The organism is Aeromonas enteropelogenes (assembly GCF_000819845.1).
In the GTDB taxonomy this organism is placed as follows: Bacteria; Pseudomonadota; Gammaproteobacteria; order Enterobacterales; family Aeromonadaceae; genus Aeromonas; species Aeromonas enteropelogenes.
Map to the genome: position 1 here is coordinate 611,542 of NZ_CDCG01000037.1, position 16,625 is coordinate 628,166.

Sequence of the window (16,625 nt, forward strand, 5' to 3'; positions counted from 1 at the left end):
CGGCGAACCGGTGCTTTCCTAGCTTGCGATTTCCAGCCCCTCGCGGGACATTCCCTTGAACTCCGGCATCAGCGAGATCAGCTTGCGGCTGTACTCATGCTCGGCATTGGTAAACAGTTTCTCGGTCTCGGCCACCTCCACCAAGTTGCCGTGCTGCATCACCCCGATGCGATCGCACATCTGGCGGATGACCGGCAGATCGTGGCTGATGAACAGCATGGTGAGGCCGAGCTCCTTCTGCAGATCCTTCAGCAAGTTGAGGATCTGGGCCTGCACCGAGACATCCAGCGCCGAGGTGGGCTCGTCGCAGATGAGGAAGCGCGGACGGGTCGCCAGGGCGCGGGCGATGGAGATGCGCTGGCGCTGACCGCCGGAGAACTCGTGGGGATACTTGACCCCGGCACCGCGGCCGAGCCCCACGTGATCCAGTAGATCGCCGACGATCCCCTCGATCTGGCTCTCGCTGTCCGCCAGTTTGTGGAAGCGGATCGGCTCGGCGATGATGTCGCGCACCTTCATCCGCGGATTCATCGACGAATAGGGGTTCTGAAACACCATCTGCATCTGGCGACGCAATGGGCGACGCTCGCTCTCGCTCTTGAGCGCAGTCAGATCGATCCCCTCGAACACGATCTTGCCGGTGTCAGGCGGATAGAGGCCGGTAATGGCACGGGCGATGGTGGATTTGCCGGAACCCGACTCTCCCACCAGACCGAAGGTCTCCCCTTCGAAGATCTCGAAGCTGATGTTGTTGCAGGCCCGCACATACTGACGGCGGCTCGGGAAGATGGAGTCCTTGGTGACGAACTTGAGATCCACGTTCTCCACCCGTAGCAGGGCTCCTTCGTATGAGCGCTCATCCTGGCTCTGGCCAAGCCAGTGGGTCTTGAGATCGATGCTGGTATCCGGAGCGCCGGCATCCTCGATATAGGAGACCAGCGGGAAGCGCACCAGCTTGACGTCGGAGCGCGGTACCGCCGAGATGAGACTGCGGGTGTAGGGATGGTTGGGAGCCCCCAGCACCTGCTCGGTGGTGCCGAATTCCACCAGATCGCCGCGATACATCACAGCCACCTTGTCAGTGACGTTGGAGACCACCCCCATGTCGTGGGTCACAAGCATGCAGCCCACCTGACGCTCCTTGCACAGGGTGCGGATGAGCTGGAGGATCTGATCCTGGATGGAGACGTCCAGCGCCGTGGTCGGCTCGTCGGCGATGATGAGCTCGGGATCGCACGACAGGGCGATGGCGATGACCACCCGCTGGCGCATGCCACCGGAGAACTGGTGCGGATACTGCTTGATGCGCAGATCCGGATTCGGGATCCCCACCGCTCCCATCAGCTCGAGCGCCTTGTCAAAGGCCTGCTGGCGGGTCAGATCGGTATTGGCAAGTATGGTCTCCACCAGCTGCCGCTCCACGGTGAACAACGGGTTGAGGGAAGTCATGGGATCCTGGAAGATGAACCCGATGCGCGAGCCGCGAATGGCCCGCATCTCGTTCTGGCTCTTGCCGGAGATAAGCTCACCGTTGAGATAGATATCGCCGCGGGCGATGCGACCGGGAGGACTCAACAGATCGATGACGGCATTGCCGATGGTGGACTTGCCGGCACCTGACTCACCCACGACGCCGACGATTTCCCCTTTTTCGATGGAGAAAGAGAGATCTTTGACTGCGGCCAGCACCCCATAGCGGGAGGGATACTCGATCCGCAAGTTCTTTACTTCGAGCAAGGACATGTTTACCTCTGCGGGGGACATCCGTCCCAAATAATTCGTCCGTAAATCAGCCGCAGATGCCGGTTGTTACCTTGGGCAATAGTTGCTCAATCCATGAGGCAGTGAAACCAGCGATCCGGGCGGGTTTTTTGCATTTTTTTGGAATAACCCGCGAGTAACTTAGACGGTTTGCCAACGGGTGTAAATGATTGAGTTATACAATTTCGCAATACTTTGCTCAGATAACCAGCAACACAGTAGATGAAAGTTATGATTTTCATCACAAATACAGCCTATAAACCCATCAATTACACTGTATCAATACTTTAATTTCAACAATGACGCAACAGATGGCAATAAGCACTATTGCATTATTAGTAGCGAGCTTCGATTGAGTAGTGAATATTTATGTGAAATGGATTTTTACTGGCAGCATATGCCGACGAATGAAAATTAAGCAGATATAAATCGGGGAGGAGCAGAGCCGTCCTCCCCTGAAGGGGTTGCTCAGCCGAGCCAGAAGGCCAGCAATTGCATACAAAACAGGGCGAACAATCCGGCGATGAGATCGTCGAGCATGATGCCAAGCCCGCCGTGGATGCGACGGTCAAACCAGGAGATGGGCCAGGGTTTGAGCACGTCGAACAGGCGGAACAGCACTAAGCCGGCCACAACCCATTCCCAACCAGCCGGCGCCGCTATCATGGTGACACCAAAGCCTATTACCTCGTCCCAAACGATGGCGCCATGATCCGGCATGCCGATGGCATCGGTGGCGCTCTGGCAGATGCGAATTCCCGCCACAAAGCCCACCAGCAACAGGGCGATAAACCAGGGGGTAGCCAGACCACTCACCAGCAGGTAGAGCGGGATTGCGGCCAGGGTTCCCATGGTGCCCGGCGCCTTGGGGGAGAGACCGGAGCCAAAGCCCACCGCCAAAAAATGGAGCGGGTTCTTCAGGTTCAGCCGTTTCAGCTCGGGCTTTATTCTGAACAAACTCATGCGAAGTGATCCCATCCTTTCAGCGCCAGCTCGACCGGCTGCTCGCCGCGCAGATAGTCGATCCCGGGATCACCGGCCACGATGCGACCAATGCGGGTAAACTTGACGCCACTGTGAGCCAGCGCCGTATCCAGGGCACCGCGGTGTTCTTCCGGCACGGTGAAGCAGAGCTCGTAGTCGTCGCCACCGGCCAGGGCCAGTTGCCACGCCTCCTGCTCGCTCACCGCATCCTGCAGCACCGGCGAGAGGGGCAGCAGATCCAGATCGATCTGGGCCCGCACGCCGGATGCCTTGAGGATGTGGCCAAGATCCGAGGCCAGCCCGTCGGAGAGATCCAGCGCACTGCCCGCCAGCCCGCGCAGGGCCTGACCGGCCAGGATGCGGGGATGGGGGTGATCGAGCCTCGGCAGCACGGCCGCCAGCTGGTTCTCGTTGAGAGTACGCTTGCCGAGCAGGTGGGAGAGCGCCAGGGCGGCGTCCCCCAGGGTGCCGGTGACATAGATGCCATCGCCGGCCCTGGCGCCGCTGCGCATCAGGGCACGTCCGGCCGGCACCGAGCCTTTCACCGAGATGGTGATGGAAAGGGGGCCACGGGTCATGTCACCGCCCACCAGGGCCACGTTATAGTACTCGGCAAGCTCGAGGAAGCCTTCGGCAAAGCCGGCCACCCAGGACTCGTTGATGGCGGGCAGGGTCAGGGCCAGGGAGACCCAGCGCGGCTCGGCCCCCATGGCGGCGAGGTCGGACAGGTTGACCGCCAGCGCCTTGTAGCCGAGATCCACTGGATCCATGTCGGGAAAGAAGTGCACGCCGCTCACCAGGGTATCCGTGCTCACCGCCAGTTGGGTATCGGGAGGCAGGGTCAGCAGGGCACAGTCGTCTCCGGGGCCCATCACCACGTCCTTGCGGGCGTGGGGAACCTTGAAGTACTTATCAATCAGCTCAAATTCACCCATACAGTAAAAAGCCAGCAGTTAAGCTGGCTCCTCTATTAGATGCTGTTGCTGCTCTTGCTGCGAAATCGTGATCAAGGTTCATCCGCTGCCCGGGCTCCTCATGTATTTCTATACATTCCGGCCCCTGCGCTGCTCTTCACCTTGCTGACGACTTCTCGCGACAGAGCCTCTATCAGCATTGAATGCTGATGAACGTCAGGATCAGCGCTTGTTCAGCGACTTGATCACCTTGTCCAGTACACCGTTGACAAACTTGTGGCTGTCATCGGCAGCAAAGGCTTTGGCCAGCTCGATCGCTTCGTTGATCACCACGCGCGGCGGCACATCATCACGACGGGTCAGCTCATAGGTCGCCAGACGCAGGATCGCCTTGTCCACCATGTCCACTTCTTCCAGCGGACGGGAGAGGAAAGGTGCAAACACCTTGTCCAGCTCGTTGCAGTGGAGCGATACCCCGAACAGCAGATCGCGGAAATAGTTCAGGTCCACACCCTTGGTGTCCTGATCGATCTTGAACTGTTCTTCGATGTCACCCACATTGGCCTTGGTCATCTGCCACTGGTAGATGGCCTGGGTGGCGCAATGGCGGGCTTTACGGCGCTCGGACGGTTTCAATGCATTTCTCCTCGTTACACGTCCAGTTCTTTCAGGACGTTGATCATTTCGAGCGCTGCCAGTGCAGCCTCTGCACCCTTGTTACCCGCCTTGGTACCTGCACGCTCGATGGCTTGTTCAATGTTTTCAGTGGTCAGTACGCCGAAGGCAACCGGAATTTCATATTCCATCATTACCTGGGCCATGCCCTTGCTGTTCTCGTTGGCGACCAGATCGAAGTGGTAGGTGCCGCCACGGATGACGGTGCCGACCGCCACGATGGCGTCGTATTGACCACTCTTGGCCAGTTTCTTGATGACCAGTGGCATTTCAACCGCACCCGGCACTTTCACCAGGGTCAGGTTGCTGTCCTGTACCTGGCCTTGACGCTTCAGTACGTCCACTGCGCCACTCACCAGGCTGTCGTTGATGAAGCTGTTGAAGCGGGCAACGACAATCGCAACGCGCGCTGCTGGAGCGGCAATATTTCCTTCGATAACCTTCATTGGAAATCCTGTATCTGTGCAATCAAAAGGGCCGGAGTCAAAAGTGCGCACATTCTAGCACAACAGACCCACGACAAAAACCATGGCCGCAACAGGCGGCCATGATAGTGATTTAAGCGAAATGAGCCGCTTATTCGCCGACGTATTCCACCACTTCCAGACCAAAGCCGCCGAGGGCATGGTACTTCTTCGGTGAACTCAGCAGGCGCATCTTGCCCACCCCCAGCGCCTTGAGGATCTGGGAGCCGACGCCGACCCGGCGCGAGGTGCCTTGCCACTTGGCCCCTTCCGGTGCCAGCCCCTTGTCGGCAGCCTCGAACCCCTTGACCCGGGCCAGCAGCTCGGCGCCATGGGCTTCCGCCCCCAGGATCACCAGCACTCCGCCCTCGTCGGCAATGCGGGCCATGGACTTGGGCAGCGGCCAGCTACGCGCAGCATGACGGTCGGTCAGCAACAGATCGCTCAGCACGTCGTGCAGATGGACCCGCACCAGGGTCGGCTGATCCGCCTGCACCTCGCCTTTCTTCAGGGCAAAGTGAACCTGGTTGTCGATGGTGTCGCGGAAGGTGAGGAGATCGAACTCGCCATATTCGGTGGGCAGCTTGCACTCGGCCACCTTCTCGACCGTGGTCTCGTGCTGATTGCGGTACTCGATAAGATCCGCAATGGTGCCAAGCTTGATGCCGTGCTGCTCGGCGAAGATCTCGAGGTCCGGTCGGCGCGCCATGGTGCCATCCTCGTTGAGGATCTCGACGATGACGGAGGCCGCCTCGTAACCGGCCAGACGAGCCAGGTCACAACCCGCCTCGGTGTGGCCGGCGCGGGTCAGCACACCGCCATCCTGCGCCATCAGCGGGAAGATGTGGCCCGGCTGCACCAGATCGGAGGCTTTGGCGTCCGGCGCCACGGCAGCCTGTACGGTCACGGCGCGATCGGCGGCGGAGATGCCGGTAGTGACCCCTTCGGCCGCTTCGATGGTCACGGTGAAGGCGGTAGAGAACTGGGCGTTGTTGCGATCGACCATCAGCGGCAGCGCCAGCTGCTTGCAGCGATCCCGGGTCAGGGTCAGGCAGATGAGGCCACGGCCGTAGCGGGCCATGAAGTTGATGTCTTCCGGGCGGACACAGGAGGCGGCCATGATGAGGTCCCCTTCGTTCTCCCTGTCTTCGTCGTCCATCAGGATCACCATCTTGCCAGCCTTGATATCGGCAATGATTTCCTGGGTTGTGCTCAGCGCCATGGGCTACTCCATCAATGTGCGTGGGGATTGAGCCTGCGGGCTCAACTCGACCTGGGTTTATGTGGCTCTAGATTGGGGCTCCCTGGCCCATTTCAATCGGAGCGGGATCACAGAACGGCGTTTTGCTTCGCCTCAGAGAAAACCAGCCTTGGCCAGCTTCTCCAGCGTCAGGTTAGAGGCCGTGCTCTCCTGGCTCTTGCCCATCATCAGCCGCTCCAGATAGCGGGCAATCTGATCCACCTCGAGGTTAACGCGCCGGCCCGGTTTCCACTGGGCTATGGTGGTCTCTTGGGCGGTGTGGGGCACTATGGTCAGGCGAAACAGATCCCCCTGCACCGCATTGACCGTGAGGCTGATGCCGTCCACCGCGATGGATCCCTTCTCGGCGATGTAGCGAGAGAGCGACCCTGGCGCCTTGATCCAGTACTCGATGGCGCGACCGCTGCTGGAGACGCTTTTCACTTCCCCTACCCCATCTACATGGCCGGAGACCAAATGACCGCCCAACCGGGAGGTAGGCATCAAGGCCTTCTCGAGGTTGACTCTATCGCCCACCTTCGCCTCGGCAAAGCCGGTGCGCGACAGGGTCTCCAGCGATACGTCGGCGGTATAGCTCTTGTCACCCAGCGCTACCACAGTGAGGCAAACGCCGTTGGTCGCGATGGAATCCCCCAGTTTCACGTCGCCAAAATCCAGGGTCGGCGCGTGTACGGTGAGGGCCATGTCTTCGCCCTGGCGGCGCAGGCTGGCCAGGGTTCCCACCGCTTCGATAATTCCGGTAAACATGCAGATCACCTTGCTGATGACGGGGCCGGCCCGGCCCCGCTGAAAATGAAAAGTTCAGGTTATCTTTAGCCATGGTACGAGTGGCTTGCGCTCCCTCACACGACTAACCGTGGAAGCAGCCGGCTCGTCAGGCAATCCTGGCCGTGATGCGAATATCCTGCCCCACCAGCCGTACATCCTTGATATTGAGCTTGGGCGCCTGGAACAGACGGGTGAGCCCGGGCAGATGGAACAGGCCGCGCCCCTCATCACCCATCAGCTTGGGTGCCTGATAGAGCACCAGCTCATCCACCAGCCCCTTGTCCAGCAGGGCGCCGCACAGCCGCGGCCCCGCTTCCACCAGTACCGAATTGACGTTCTGCTTGGCCAACTGCATGAAGAGGCTGACAAGGTCCAGCCTTCCCTCGTGCAGCGGCAGCTCCAGTTGTTGCACCCACGCAGGCCACTCTCCGCCGGCCTGGTGGCGGGCCAGCAGCACAGGACTCTCGCTCTGGAACAGGGGCAGGTCGGGGGTCAGCCGGTTTTGTGAATCGACGATGACCCGCAGCGGCTGGCGCAGGGTCTCCTTGGGATAGGCGGCCTTGACCGAGGAGGGCAGCTCATCCCAGCGCACAGTCAGGGAGGCGCCATCAGCCAGCACGGTTTCGGCGCTGGAGAGCACCGCATCGTGGCGGGCCCGCAACCGCTGCACGTCGCGGCGCGCATCGGGGGAGGTGATCCACTGGCTCTCGCCGCTCGCCATGGCGGTGCGGCCATCAAGACTGGCGCCAAGCTTGACCGTCACCAGTGGAAACGCGGTGCGCATCCGCTTGAAAAAGCCCGGGTTGAGCGCCTCGGCCTCGGCAGCCAGCAGGCCGAAATCAGCCTTGATCCCCGCCTCGGAGAGCATCCGCAAGCCGCGACCGGCCACCTGAGGGTTGGGATCCACCATGGCAGCCACCACCCGGCTCACGCCGGCCTTGATCAGCGCCTCGGCGCAGGGCGGGGTACGACCATGGTGGGAGCAAGGTTCCAGGGTCACGTAGGCGGTGGCGCCGCGGGCCTTTTCACCCGCGGCGTGCAGGGCATAGACCTCGGCATGGGGTTCACCGGCACGCTGGTGCCAGCCCTCCCCCACCACTTCGCCGGCCTTCACCAGCACGGCGCCGACACAGGGGTTGGGCGCCGTGGTGTAGCGGCCACGACGGGCCAGTTCGAGGGCCCGACTCATCCATCGGTAATCGTCTTGACTAAACATCTGGGCTCCCGTTACAGGCGAGAAAAGAGGGTCATTCATACAAAGCCTGACGCAGGCTTACTTCTCCAGCTTGGCAATCTCTTCGCCAAACTCGCGAATATCTTCAAAGCTGCGATAGACGGAGGCGAAACGGATATAGGCCACCTTGTCGAGCCCCTTGAGTTCGTCCATCACCAGATTGCCTACCAGCTCGGAGGCGACTTCACGCTCGCCGGTGGCGCGCAGGCGGGACTTGATATGGTTGACCGCCTTTTCGATGGCCTCCATGCTCACCGGGCGCTTCTCCAGCGCCCGCAGAATGCCGGCACGCAGCTTGTCCTCGTTGAACGGCTCGCGCGAGCCGTTGCTCTTGATGACCCGTGGCATCACCAGCTCGGCCATCTCGAAGGTGGTGAAACGCTCGTGGCAGAGCAGACACTCACGACGGCGGCGCACCTGATGGCCTTCGGCCACCAGACGGGAATCGATCACCTTGGTATCAACGGCACTACAGAAAGGGCAATGCATCGGACCTCCGGCGTTAACAGAAACGGGCTCCTGCCCCACGGGGCCAGGCACTAGGCCGCTCAGTGTAACACGGCCATCCAAAACCGGTAAAAGCCCAGAAAAAACAATGCCACCCGAGGGTGGCATTGCTCTTCAACCTGAAAGTCAGGCGGATTATGCATAAACCGGGAAACGGCGGCAGATGTCCAGCACCTTCTCGCGGGTGTTGGCCAGCACTTCGTCGTTGTCGTGGTTGTCCAGCACGTCGCAGATCCAGTTGGTCAGCTGGATGGACTCGGCTTCCTTGAAACCGCGGCGGGTGATGGCCGGGGTACCAATACGCACACCGGAGGTGACGAACGGGGAACGCGGATCGTTCGGCACCGAGTTCTTGTTGACGGTGATGTTGGCCTTGCCCAGCGCTGCGTCGGCATCCTTACCGGTCAGCTCACGGCCGATCAAGTCAACCAGCATGAGGTGGTTGTCGGTGCCGCCGGAGACGATCTTGTAACCGCGCTCGATGAAGGTAGCCGCCATCGCCTTGGCGTTTTTGACAACCTGGGCCTGATAGGTCTTGAACTCGGGCTCCAGCGCCTCTTTGAAGGCAACAGCCTTGCCGGCGATGACGTGCATCAGCGGGCCACCCTGACCACCCGGGAAGACGGCGGAGTTGAGCTTCTTGTACAGATCTTCGTCGTCAGCGGCGGAGAGGATCAGACCACCGCGGGGACCGGCCAGGGTCTTGTGGGTGGTGGAGGTGACCACGTGAGCATGGGGCACCGGGTTCGGGTAAACGCCGGCGGCAATCAGACCGGCCACGTGAGCCATGTCGACGAACAGGTAGGCACCGATCTTGTCGGCGATCTCGCGCATGCGGGCCCAGTCGACGATGCCGGAGTAAGCGGAAAAGCCACCGATCATCATCTTCGGCTTGTGCTCAACGGCCAGACGCTCCATCTCGTCGTAATCGATCTTGCCGGACTCGTCGATGCCGTAGGGAATGATGTTGTACAGCTTGCCGGAGAAGTTGACCGGGGAGCCGTGGGTCAGGTGACCGCCGTGGGCCAGGTTCATGCCCAGCACTGTATCGCCCGGCTGCAGCAGGGCCATGTAGACGGCGCTGTTGGCCTGGGAGCCGGAGTGCGGCTGCACGTTGGCGTAGGTGGCACCGAACAGCTCTTTGGCGCGCTCGATGGCCAGGGTTTCGACCACATCCACATACTCGCAACCACCGTAGTAGCGCTTGGCCGGGTAGCCTTCGGCGTACTTGTTGGTCAGCTGGGAGCCCTGGGCTTCCATGACGCGGGGGCTGGTGTAGTTCTCAGACGCAATCAGCTCGATATGCTCTTCCTGACGACGGGTCTCGTCTGTGATGGCCTGCCACAATTGCGGATCATAATTGGCGATGGTCATGTCACGTTTCAACATCCGTTTCTCTCCTGAAAATCGTTTGCGCGTTAGGTGAAGTGGGGCAGCGCATTGTAACGTGAGCTGGATCAAAGAGACAGTCCAACCACCCAAAAAAATGTTGAATTTATGTTGTAAAAAACGAGTGCGATCACGTCTTCAGATCTGAAGGCCCCCTTCCTCGATCAGGATGCCGGGGGAACATGGTGTGAAAGCCACGCTTCCAACGCTTGCTGCGCCGCCTCGAAACGCCCCCTCAATGTGCCAGGATCCCCCTCTCCTGCCTCCAGCGCGGCGCAGTAATCGGCAAATTCTCCGAGCCCCAGGGCCAAGGCGCTCCCCTTGAGCTTGTGGGCCAGAGATCGCCTCTGCTCTTCGTCATCGCTTTGCTCCAGCCTGGCGACCAGCTCGCCCCCCTGGCTGGCGAACAACTCGGCCAGCTGGCGGATGCGCGGCCCGCCCAGCAGGTGCAGGTCAGCTTCCAGCACCGGGTTGGCGATCCGCGTCGGCTCAGCCGGGACGGGTGGCAAACTCTGCTCTACAGACAGTGGTGCGGCAGGCTCGCCCTCTTCCTGAAACTGGCGTTCGATGGCGCTGGCCAGGGCCGCCAGTCGCACCGGCTTGCCGACGAAATCGGCAAACCCGGCGGCGAGACAGTGGCGGATATCCTCCGGGTACATCTGAGCCGAGATGGCGATGGCAGGCAGGCCGCAGCCATGCTCCTCCTCGCTGATGGCCACCAGATCCTCGCGCAACGTCATGCCATCCATGTCCGGCAGATTGATATCGAGCAGGGCCAGCTCGAAGGGGCGCTCGGTCACCCGCGCCAGCGCGGTGCGCCCGTCTTCGGCCAGAGTAACCCGGTGGCCGAGGCGTGCCAGCATGCCCTCGGCTACCAGCCGGTTGATCTCGTTGTCCTCCACCAGCAGGATCTCCCGCGGCTGGCCGAGGCGCACCGGCTGTGAGCTCGTCGGCAACCGGGCAGCCGAGCGCTGCAGTGGCAGGCTGAAGCTGAATTCACAGCCCTGACCCGGTTCGCTGGAGAGATTGAGCTCTCCGCCCATGGCCGCCACCAGCCGGCGGCTGATGGCAAGCCCGAGCCCAGTGCCCCCCTGATGGCCCATGTCCCGCTTGCGCTGGCGGAAGGCCTCGAACACCGCCTCCTGCTCCCCAACCGGAATGCCGGGGCCCGTGTCTTTCACCACGAAGCGGATGCAAGGCTCGGCACAGGGGCCCGCACAAGCCAGAGGGGCCACCACCAGGGTGATGCGCCCCTCGCCGGTAAACTTGACCGCATTGCCCAGAAGGTTCGCGAGCACCTGGCGTAGCTTGCCCACATCCCCCTCCACCACGGGGGGGAGCGAGGGGGCATACTCCAGCGCCAGCGCCACCCCTTTTCCCTCGGCCCTCGGTCTGAACAAGGCAATAAGCTCATCGGCGAGCTGATGGAGGGGGAAGGGCTCGCGGCGCGCCTCCACATGGCCCGCCTCTATCTTGGAGTAGTCGAGGATGTCGTTGAGGATCTCCAGCAGGGATTCGCCGCTGTGCTCGATGGCGGCCAGATAGCGCTGCTGGGTCTCGCTGAGATGGGTGTCCTCCAGCAGGGTGAGGCCACCGAGGATGCCGTTCATGGGGGTGCGGATTTCGTGGCTCATGGTGGCGAGGAACACCGACTTGGCACGGTTGGCCTGCTCCGCCTCGGCGCGGGCCAGCCGCTGCTTCTCCACCTCTTCGTTGAGGCGCGCATTGGCATGGCTGAGCTGCTCCGTGCGCTCCTCGACCCGCGACTCCAGCTCCCGCTGGTAGCGGCCAAGTTCGATGGCATTGTCACGAAACACCTGCAGTGCTCGCGCAAGCTCCGCCAGCTCGTCGCGCCCCGCTTCCCCGACCGGCGTCAACGGCGTCAGATCCCCCTTGGCCAGGCGACTCATTCCCTCCACCGCATGCTGCAGCGGCCAGACGATGCGGCCATAAACCATGCGCCACATCAGCAGGATGAGCAGCACCAGGGTGAATAGGCCGATCACCATTAGGGCCTGTTCCAGCAGTTGCAACCGGGCACTCAGGGCCTGCTGGCTCTCCCCCAGGGAGTCACGGGCCTTGTTCACCAGGCTACCGACCTGACGGTTGAGACTCTCCATCAGGGCCTCGTTGGCGGCGGCCAACACGCGCAGCGCCTCCCCCTTGCCGAGCCAGTCGCTGCGCAGCTGCACCAGCCGATCGCTCTGCTCCAGCACAGTCAGCGCCTGCTCCACCGCCTGGCGGCGCGCGGGGTCAGTCACAGCCCCGGAACGCAGCCGCAGGATGGCCAGCTCACGGCGCACGTCCTGCAGCAGGGTTTGCAGCCCCTCCTGCTGCTCGCTGCGCCAGATCTCCTCGATGCGCTGCTGCTGCATCAGGGTGCGATGGCGCAACTCCGTCATCTGCTCCAGCCAGTCGAGATCCTGCTCCAGCAGCCGATCGATAGCCCGATCTGCAGACCGCCCTTGCAGTGAATAGAGGGAGCCAAGCCCCGCCACCATCACGGTTTCAGCGTTCTCCATCTGGCTGCGGGCCAGCTCCGCCACCTGACCGGCGGCCGCCACCAGGCGGGATCGCAGGGCACTACCTTCAGCCATTAACGTGAGCCGCTCCCCTACCAGCCAGCCCTGCTGGCCCAGGTTGCCGATGATGGTCTGGCTGAGCTGGTGCAACTCATCGGGCGTCTGCTTGCCACCCCCATGGCCCAGTTGCTCCAGCACGCGCTGCATCTGCTGCCCCTGCAGGGTGAGCAGCCGCCCCTGATGCTCCCGCTCCCCTTCGCTGGTCGCGGAGGCCAGCAGGTGGGAGGAGCTCTGGATCTCGCCGCTCAGCCGCGCCAGGGTGCGGGCCAGCTCCTGATCCGCCAGGGTCTGCTGTACCCCCTGCTCCAGCTGACGCAGATGAGTGAGCCCGATCCACCCCAGCAGGGAGGCGCTCAGGGTCAACAGCGCCATCAGGGAGAAGGCCAGCAACAGCTTGCCGCCCAGGCCGGAAAAGATTCTCACGGGAAGTACCTTGGTTGTGGTCGACTTTGACCGGATAATATGGCTCCACACTTTAACAAAACCCCTGGCCATGCGAAGCGTCTATCTCTCCCTGTTGCTCATCTTGCTCCCGGCCTCCGTTCTCGCCTTCGAGGTAGATCACTGGCCCGGCGGCACCTTCAGCGGCAAACCGATCAGCCTCGACTGGCCAGCGCCAGCCCCCCTTGCTCGCCCCCTGACCCTGTGCGCCCTCTATCCCCATCTGCGCGACGCCTACTGGCTGTCGGTCAATCAGGGCATGGTGGAGGAGGCAAAGCGGCTCGGCGTGAAACTGCGCATTCATGAGGCGGGCGGTTACGGCGCCATCACCGAGCAGCGCCAGCAGTTGCAGCAGTGCGTGAGCGAGGGGAGCGACGCCATCCTGCTCGGCGCGGTGAGCTACGACGGCCTGAACGAGGCGATCACCGCCAGCCCGCTGCCGGTATTCGGCCTGGTCAATGATCTGCCCGCCGGGCTGGTGCGGGCCAAGGTGGGGGTCTCCTGGTACCAGATGGGCTGGCAGATTGGCCACTGGCTGGCACAGCGCCACCCTGCCGGCAGCCCGCCGGTCTCGGTGGCCCTCTTCCCCGGCCCGCAGGCGAGCGGCGGCAACAACTTCGTCGAGCCGGGTTTTGCCGACGGCATCAAGGGAAGCGCCATCAGGCTGGTGACCACGGCGCGCGGTGACAACAGCCGCGAGATCCAACGTACCCTGGTGCAGCAGACCCTGGCTCGCCATCCTGACCTCGACTATCTGGTGGGGGGCGCCATCGCCGCCGAAGTGGCGGTCAACGAGCTGGCGCAGCGCCAGCTCGATCGTCCCAAAGTACTGAGCACCTACTTCAGCCACGGGGTCCAGCGCGGCCTGCGCCGGGGCAAGATCCTGGCCGCCAACAGCGATCAGATGCGCCTGCAGGGACGCCTTGCGGTGGCCCAGGCGGTCTGCCTGTTGCAAAAGCCCGATGCTGGCGAACGCCAGTGCCCGCGAGTGATGGGCCCCCCCATCCTGACCCTGGAGGCCCCTCTGGCCGACCCGGGCAACTCCTTGTCTGATGGCGCCTTTCGCCCCGTCTACCGGGTCGGCACCGACGCCAGCGGCAAGTAACGCCACCAAACTCAAGGAAGAAGAGATGAGAACATTGCATGCAAGCTGCCTGTGCGGCGCCGTCGCCCTGACCCTGCCGGATCAATTCGACTACATGGGCAACTGCCATTGCTCTGAGTGCCGCAAGTTTTCAGGGGCGGATTACGCCTCCGTCGGCGGGCTGGATGGCGACAAGGTAACCATCGCGAAGGGGGCTGAAGCCATCAGCCGCTATCAGAAATCGGACGAGACAACCCTCGCCTTCTGCCGCCACTGCGGCTCCAGCCTGTTCAGTCAGAAACGCAGCAGCGGCAAGATCAATTTGAGATTGGGCGTGCTGGACGAAACGCCGAGCCAGCGCCCCGCCTTTCACATCTTCGTCGGCTCCAAGGCGCCCTGGCACGAGATAGGCGACGACTGCCCGCAGTTCGACACCCGGCCACCGGCCTGAGCCCCTCTTGATATAGCGGCCTGCGCGAGGAAAAGCACCAGGCCCTGATATGGCGCCCTTGCTTTTAAGAGGCTATCTCGCCGGCGAACAGGTAGCCTTCCCCGTGTACGGTGACAAACAGCTGGGGATCCCTGGGATCCTGCTCCATCTTGCCCCGCAGCCGCCGGATCAGCACGTCTATGGTGCGATCGCTCGGGCCATCGCCGCGGTGGCTGGTGAGGGCCAGGATCCGCTCCCGACTCAGCACCCGCCCGGCATTGGCGATAAAGGCCACCAGCACCTCGTACTCCGCCTTGGTCAGGCGCACCGGCACCCCGTCCTTGCTGAGCTGGCGACGGGGAATATCGAAGCGCCAGGGGCCGAAGCGCACCGCATCGTCGGCCGGGGCCGGCTCGCACGGCGTTGCCGCGACCAGGGAGATGCGCCATAGCAGGTTCTTGACCCGCACCAGCAATTCCCTGAGCTCGAATGGTTTGGTGACATAGTCGTCGGCTCCCATTTCGAGGCCAACGATCCTGTCCACCGCATCGCTGCGACCGGTCACCAGGATGATCCCCACTGTGCTGCGGGCGCGCAGTTCACGGGTCAGCAGCAAGCCATCCTCCCCCGGCAGGTTGATGTCCAGCATCACCAGGGCCACCTCCTGCTCTGCCAGCACGGCCCGCATCTCCTGGCCGTTTTCGACTGCGGTCACCCGATAGCCTTCCCGTTCGAAATAGCCGGTCAGCTTCTCGCGGGTAACGGCATCATCTTCAACAACCAGAATGTGGTGGCTCATGGGCAAGGTCCGCGGCGTTCAACAAGGGAGGGTTATTCTATTCATATTTTGTCATAAATACCCCTATTTCATTAATTTCCGACGGCAGCCCTGTTCACAACGCCTCCCTATCATGGCCTCCATCAAAAAAGTGATGTGAGAGACCATTATGAAAAAACTGTGGCATTTCCTGCGCACACCCAGCCGTCGCTGGTCGGTGCTGGCGCTGGTTCTGGCCGGCGTCGGGGTCACCCTGGCCGGTACCGTTGGCTTGCACTACGGCTTCGAGAAGACCAGTACCCTCGAGTTCTGTATCTCCTGCCATACCATGAAGGACACCGTCTACCCCGAGTACAAGGAGTCCATTCACTTCAAGAACGCCTCCGGCGTCCAGGCCGTCTGTACCGACTGCCACCAGCCGAAGGACTTCGTCGGCAAGGTAGCCCGCAAGATGGAGGCGGCCAACGACCTCTATCAGCAGTACATCGGTCACAGCATCGACACCCAGGAGAAGTTTGAAGACAGGCGTCTGCACCTGGCCGAGAAGGTCTGGGCGCGCATGAGCAGCCAGAACTCCAAGACCTGCAAGTCCTGCCACAGCTACGACAACATGGACCACGCCAAGCAGTCTCCTGCCGCCGCCAAGGCGATGACCGAGGCCGCAGCGAAGAACATGAACTGCATCGAATGCCACAAGGGCATCGCTCACGAACTGCCGAACATGGCGGGCGGCTTCCGTGCCACCTACGCCACCCTGGCAAGCGAAGCCCAGCAGGCACCGGCTGCCGAGACCCTCTACACCTTGGGTGAGAAGGATCTCTACGAAAGCGAAGAGAGCACCGATCCGGTCGGCAAGCTGCTGCCCGCTTCCCGCATCGAAGTCGTGGCCCGCAGCGGCGATCGCCTCAAGGTGACCATCGAAGGCTGGCGCGAAACCGAAGGCAAGGGCCGCGTGCTGAGCGAGTACATGGGCAAGCGAGTCTTCGTGGCCACCATCCGTGACGAGCTCAAGGCAAACGAGAAGATCCTGAAACAGGAAACTGACAGCGCCACCCATATCAAGTGGGAACAGGTGCAGGTTCAGGCCTGGGTCGATGGCAAGGGCCTCGAATCCTCCCTCAAACCGATCTGGGATTATGCCGGCGAGATGTACAAGTCCACCTGCAACTCCTGCCACGCGGCGCCGGATCCGGCTCACTTCACCGCCAACGGCTGGATCTCGGGTCTCAAGGCCATGTCCGCCTACTACCGCCTGAGCAAGGAAGAGGAGCGCACCCTGCTCAAGTACCTGCAAAACCATGCCGCCGATACCGGTGGTCAGGGCAGCCACTAATTCCGGATTCGAAAGAGGAA

The 16,625-nt window shown here is 62.1% G+C and carries 15 protein-coding genes; 3 read left to right on the top strand and 12 right to left on the bottom strand.

Features of this window, described 5'->3' with window-relative positions:
• Positions 1–18: 18 nt before the first annotated feature.
• The 11 genes from BN1123_RS15615 to torS form a co-directional block, all read right to left on the bottom strand.
• Positions 19–1,743, bottom strand: coding sequence for a dipeptide ABC transporter ATP-binding protein (locus BN1123_RS15615; protein WP_042028117.1), 1,725 nt, complete (start codon positions 1,741–1,743; stop codon positions 19–21).
• 486 nt (positions 1,744–2,229) lie between these two features.
• On the bottom strand, positions 2,230–2,724 hold the full coding sequence (locus BN1123_RS15620) for a phosphatidylglycerophosphatase A family protein (RefSeq protein ID WP_042028118.1): 495 nt from the start codon (positions 2,722–2,724) through the stop codon (positions 2,230–2,232).
• Entirely contained in the window at positions 2,721–3,680 is a 960-nt protein-coding gene (gene thiL, locus BN1123_RS15625; RefSeq protein ID WP_042028119.1) for a thiamine-phosphate kinase, read from the bottom strand. The genes BN1123_RS15620 and thiL overlap by 4 nt, the downstream gene beginning before the upstream one ends.
• A gap of 201 nt (positions 3,681–3,881) precedes the next feature.
• Positions 3,882–4,295, bottom strand: a complete 414-nt coding sequence (gene nusB / locus BN1123_RS15630; protein ID WP_026456816.1) for a transcription antitermination factor NusB — start codon at positions 4,293–4,295, stop codon at positions 3,882–3,884.
• A gap of 14 nt (positions 4,296–4,309) precedes the next feature.
• A complete protein-coding gene (gene ribH, locus BN1123_RS15635; protein ID WP_026456817.1) occupies positions 4,310–4,780 on the bottom strand; it encodes a 6,7-dimethyl-8-ribityllumazine synthase in 471 nt (156 codons plus the stop codon).
• 130 nt (positions 4,781–4,910) lie between these two features.
• On the bottom strand, positions 4,911–6,020 hold the full coding sequence (ribBA, locus tag BN1123_RS15640; protein ID WP_042028120.1) for a bifunctional 3,4-dihydroxy-2-butanone-4-phosphate synthase/GTP cyclohydrolase II: 1,110 nt from the start codon (positions 6,018–6,020) through the stop codon (positions 4,911–4,913).
• A gap of 132 nt (positions 6,021–6,152) precedes the next feature.
• A complete protein-coding gene (locus tag BN1123_RS15645; RefSeq protein WP_042028121.1) occupies positions 6,153–6,806 on the bottom strand; it encodes a riboflavin synthase in 654 nt (217 codons plus the stop codon).
• Positions 6,807–6,933: 127 nt separating this feature from the next.
• A complete protein-coding gene (ribD, locus tag BN1123_RS15650) occupies positions 6,934–8,043 on the bottom strand; it encodes a bifunctional diaminohydroxyphosphoribosylaminopyrimidine deaminase/5-amino-6-(5-phosphoribosylamino)uracil reductase RibD (protein ID WP_042028123.1) in 1,110 nt (369 codons plus the stop codon).
• 57 nt (positions 8,044–8,100) lie between these two features.
• Positions 8,101–8,550, bottom strand: coding sequence for a transcriptional regulator NrdR (nrdR, locus tag BN1123_RS15655; RefSeq protein WP_005298086.1), 450 nt, complete (start codon positions 8,548–8,550; stop codon positions 8,101–8,103).
• 153 nt (positions 8,551–8,703) lie between these two features.
• On the bottom strand, positions 8,704–9,957 hold the full coding sequence (gene glyA, locus BN1123_RS15660; protein WP_042028125.1) for a serine hydroxymethyltransferase: 1,254 nt from the start codon (positions 9,955–9,957) through the stop codon (positions 8,704–8,706).
• Positions 9,958–10,121: 164 nt separating this feature from the next.
• A complete protein-coding gene (gene torS, locus BN1123_RS15665; protein WP_042028127.1) occupies positions 10,122–12,962 on the bottom strand; it encodes a TMAO reductase system sensor histidine kinase/response regulator TorS in 2,841 nt (946 codons plus the stop codon).
• Positions 12,963–13,032: 70 nt separating this feature from the next.
• Between torS and torT the strand changes: the two genes are divergently transcribed.
• Both torT and BN1123_RS15675 read left to right on the top strand, forming a co-directional pair.
• Positions 13,033–14,085: a TMAO reductase system periplasmic protein TorT gene (gene torT, locus BN1123_RS15670; RefSeq protein WP_042028128.1), complete on the top strand. Its 1,053-nt coding sequence runs from the start codon at positions 13,033–13,035 to the stop codon at positions 14,083–14,085.
• 25 nt (positions 14,086–14,110) lie between these two features.
• On the top strand, positions 14,111–14,515 hold the full coding sequence (locus BN1123_RS15675; protein ID WP_042028130.1) for a GFA family protein: 405 nt from the start codon (positions 14,111–14,113) through the stop codon (positions 14,513–14,515).
• A gap of 64 nt (positions 14,516–14,579) precedes the next feature.
• On the opposite strand, the gene torR is transcribed toward BN1123_RS15675, so the two are convergent.
• Positions 14,580–15,293: a two-component system response regulator TorR gene (gene torR / locus BN1123_RS15680; RefSeq protein WP_042028132.1), complete on the bottom strand. Its 714-nt coding sequence runs from the start codon at positions 15,291–15,293 to the stop codon at positions 14,580–14,582.
• Positions 15,294–15,441: 148 nt separating this feature from the next.
• Here torR and torC point away from each other — a divergent pair, with 148 nt between their 5' ends.
• Positions 15,442–16,605 carry a pentaheme c-type cytochrome TorC gene (torC, locus tag BN1123_RS15685; protein WP_042028133.1) on the top strand — a complete coding sequence of 388 codons (1,164 nt, stop codon included), beginning with the start codon at positions 15,442–15,444 and terminating at the stop codon, positions 16,603–16,605.
• Positions 16,606–16,625: the final 20 nt, after the last annotated feature.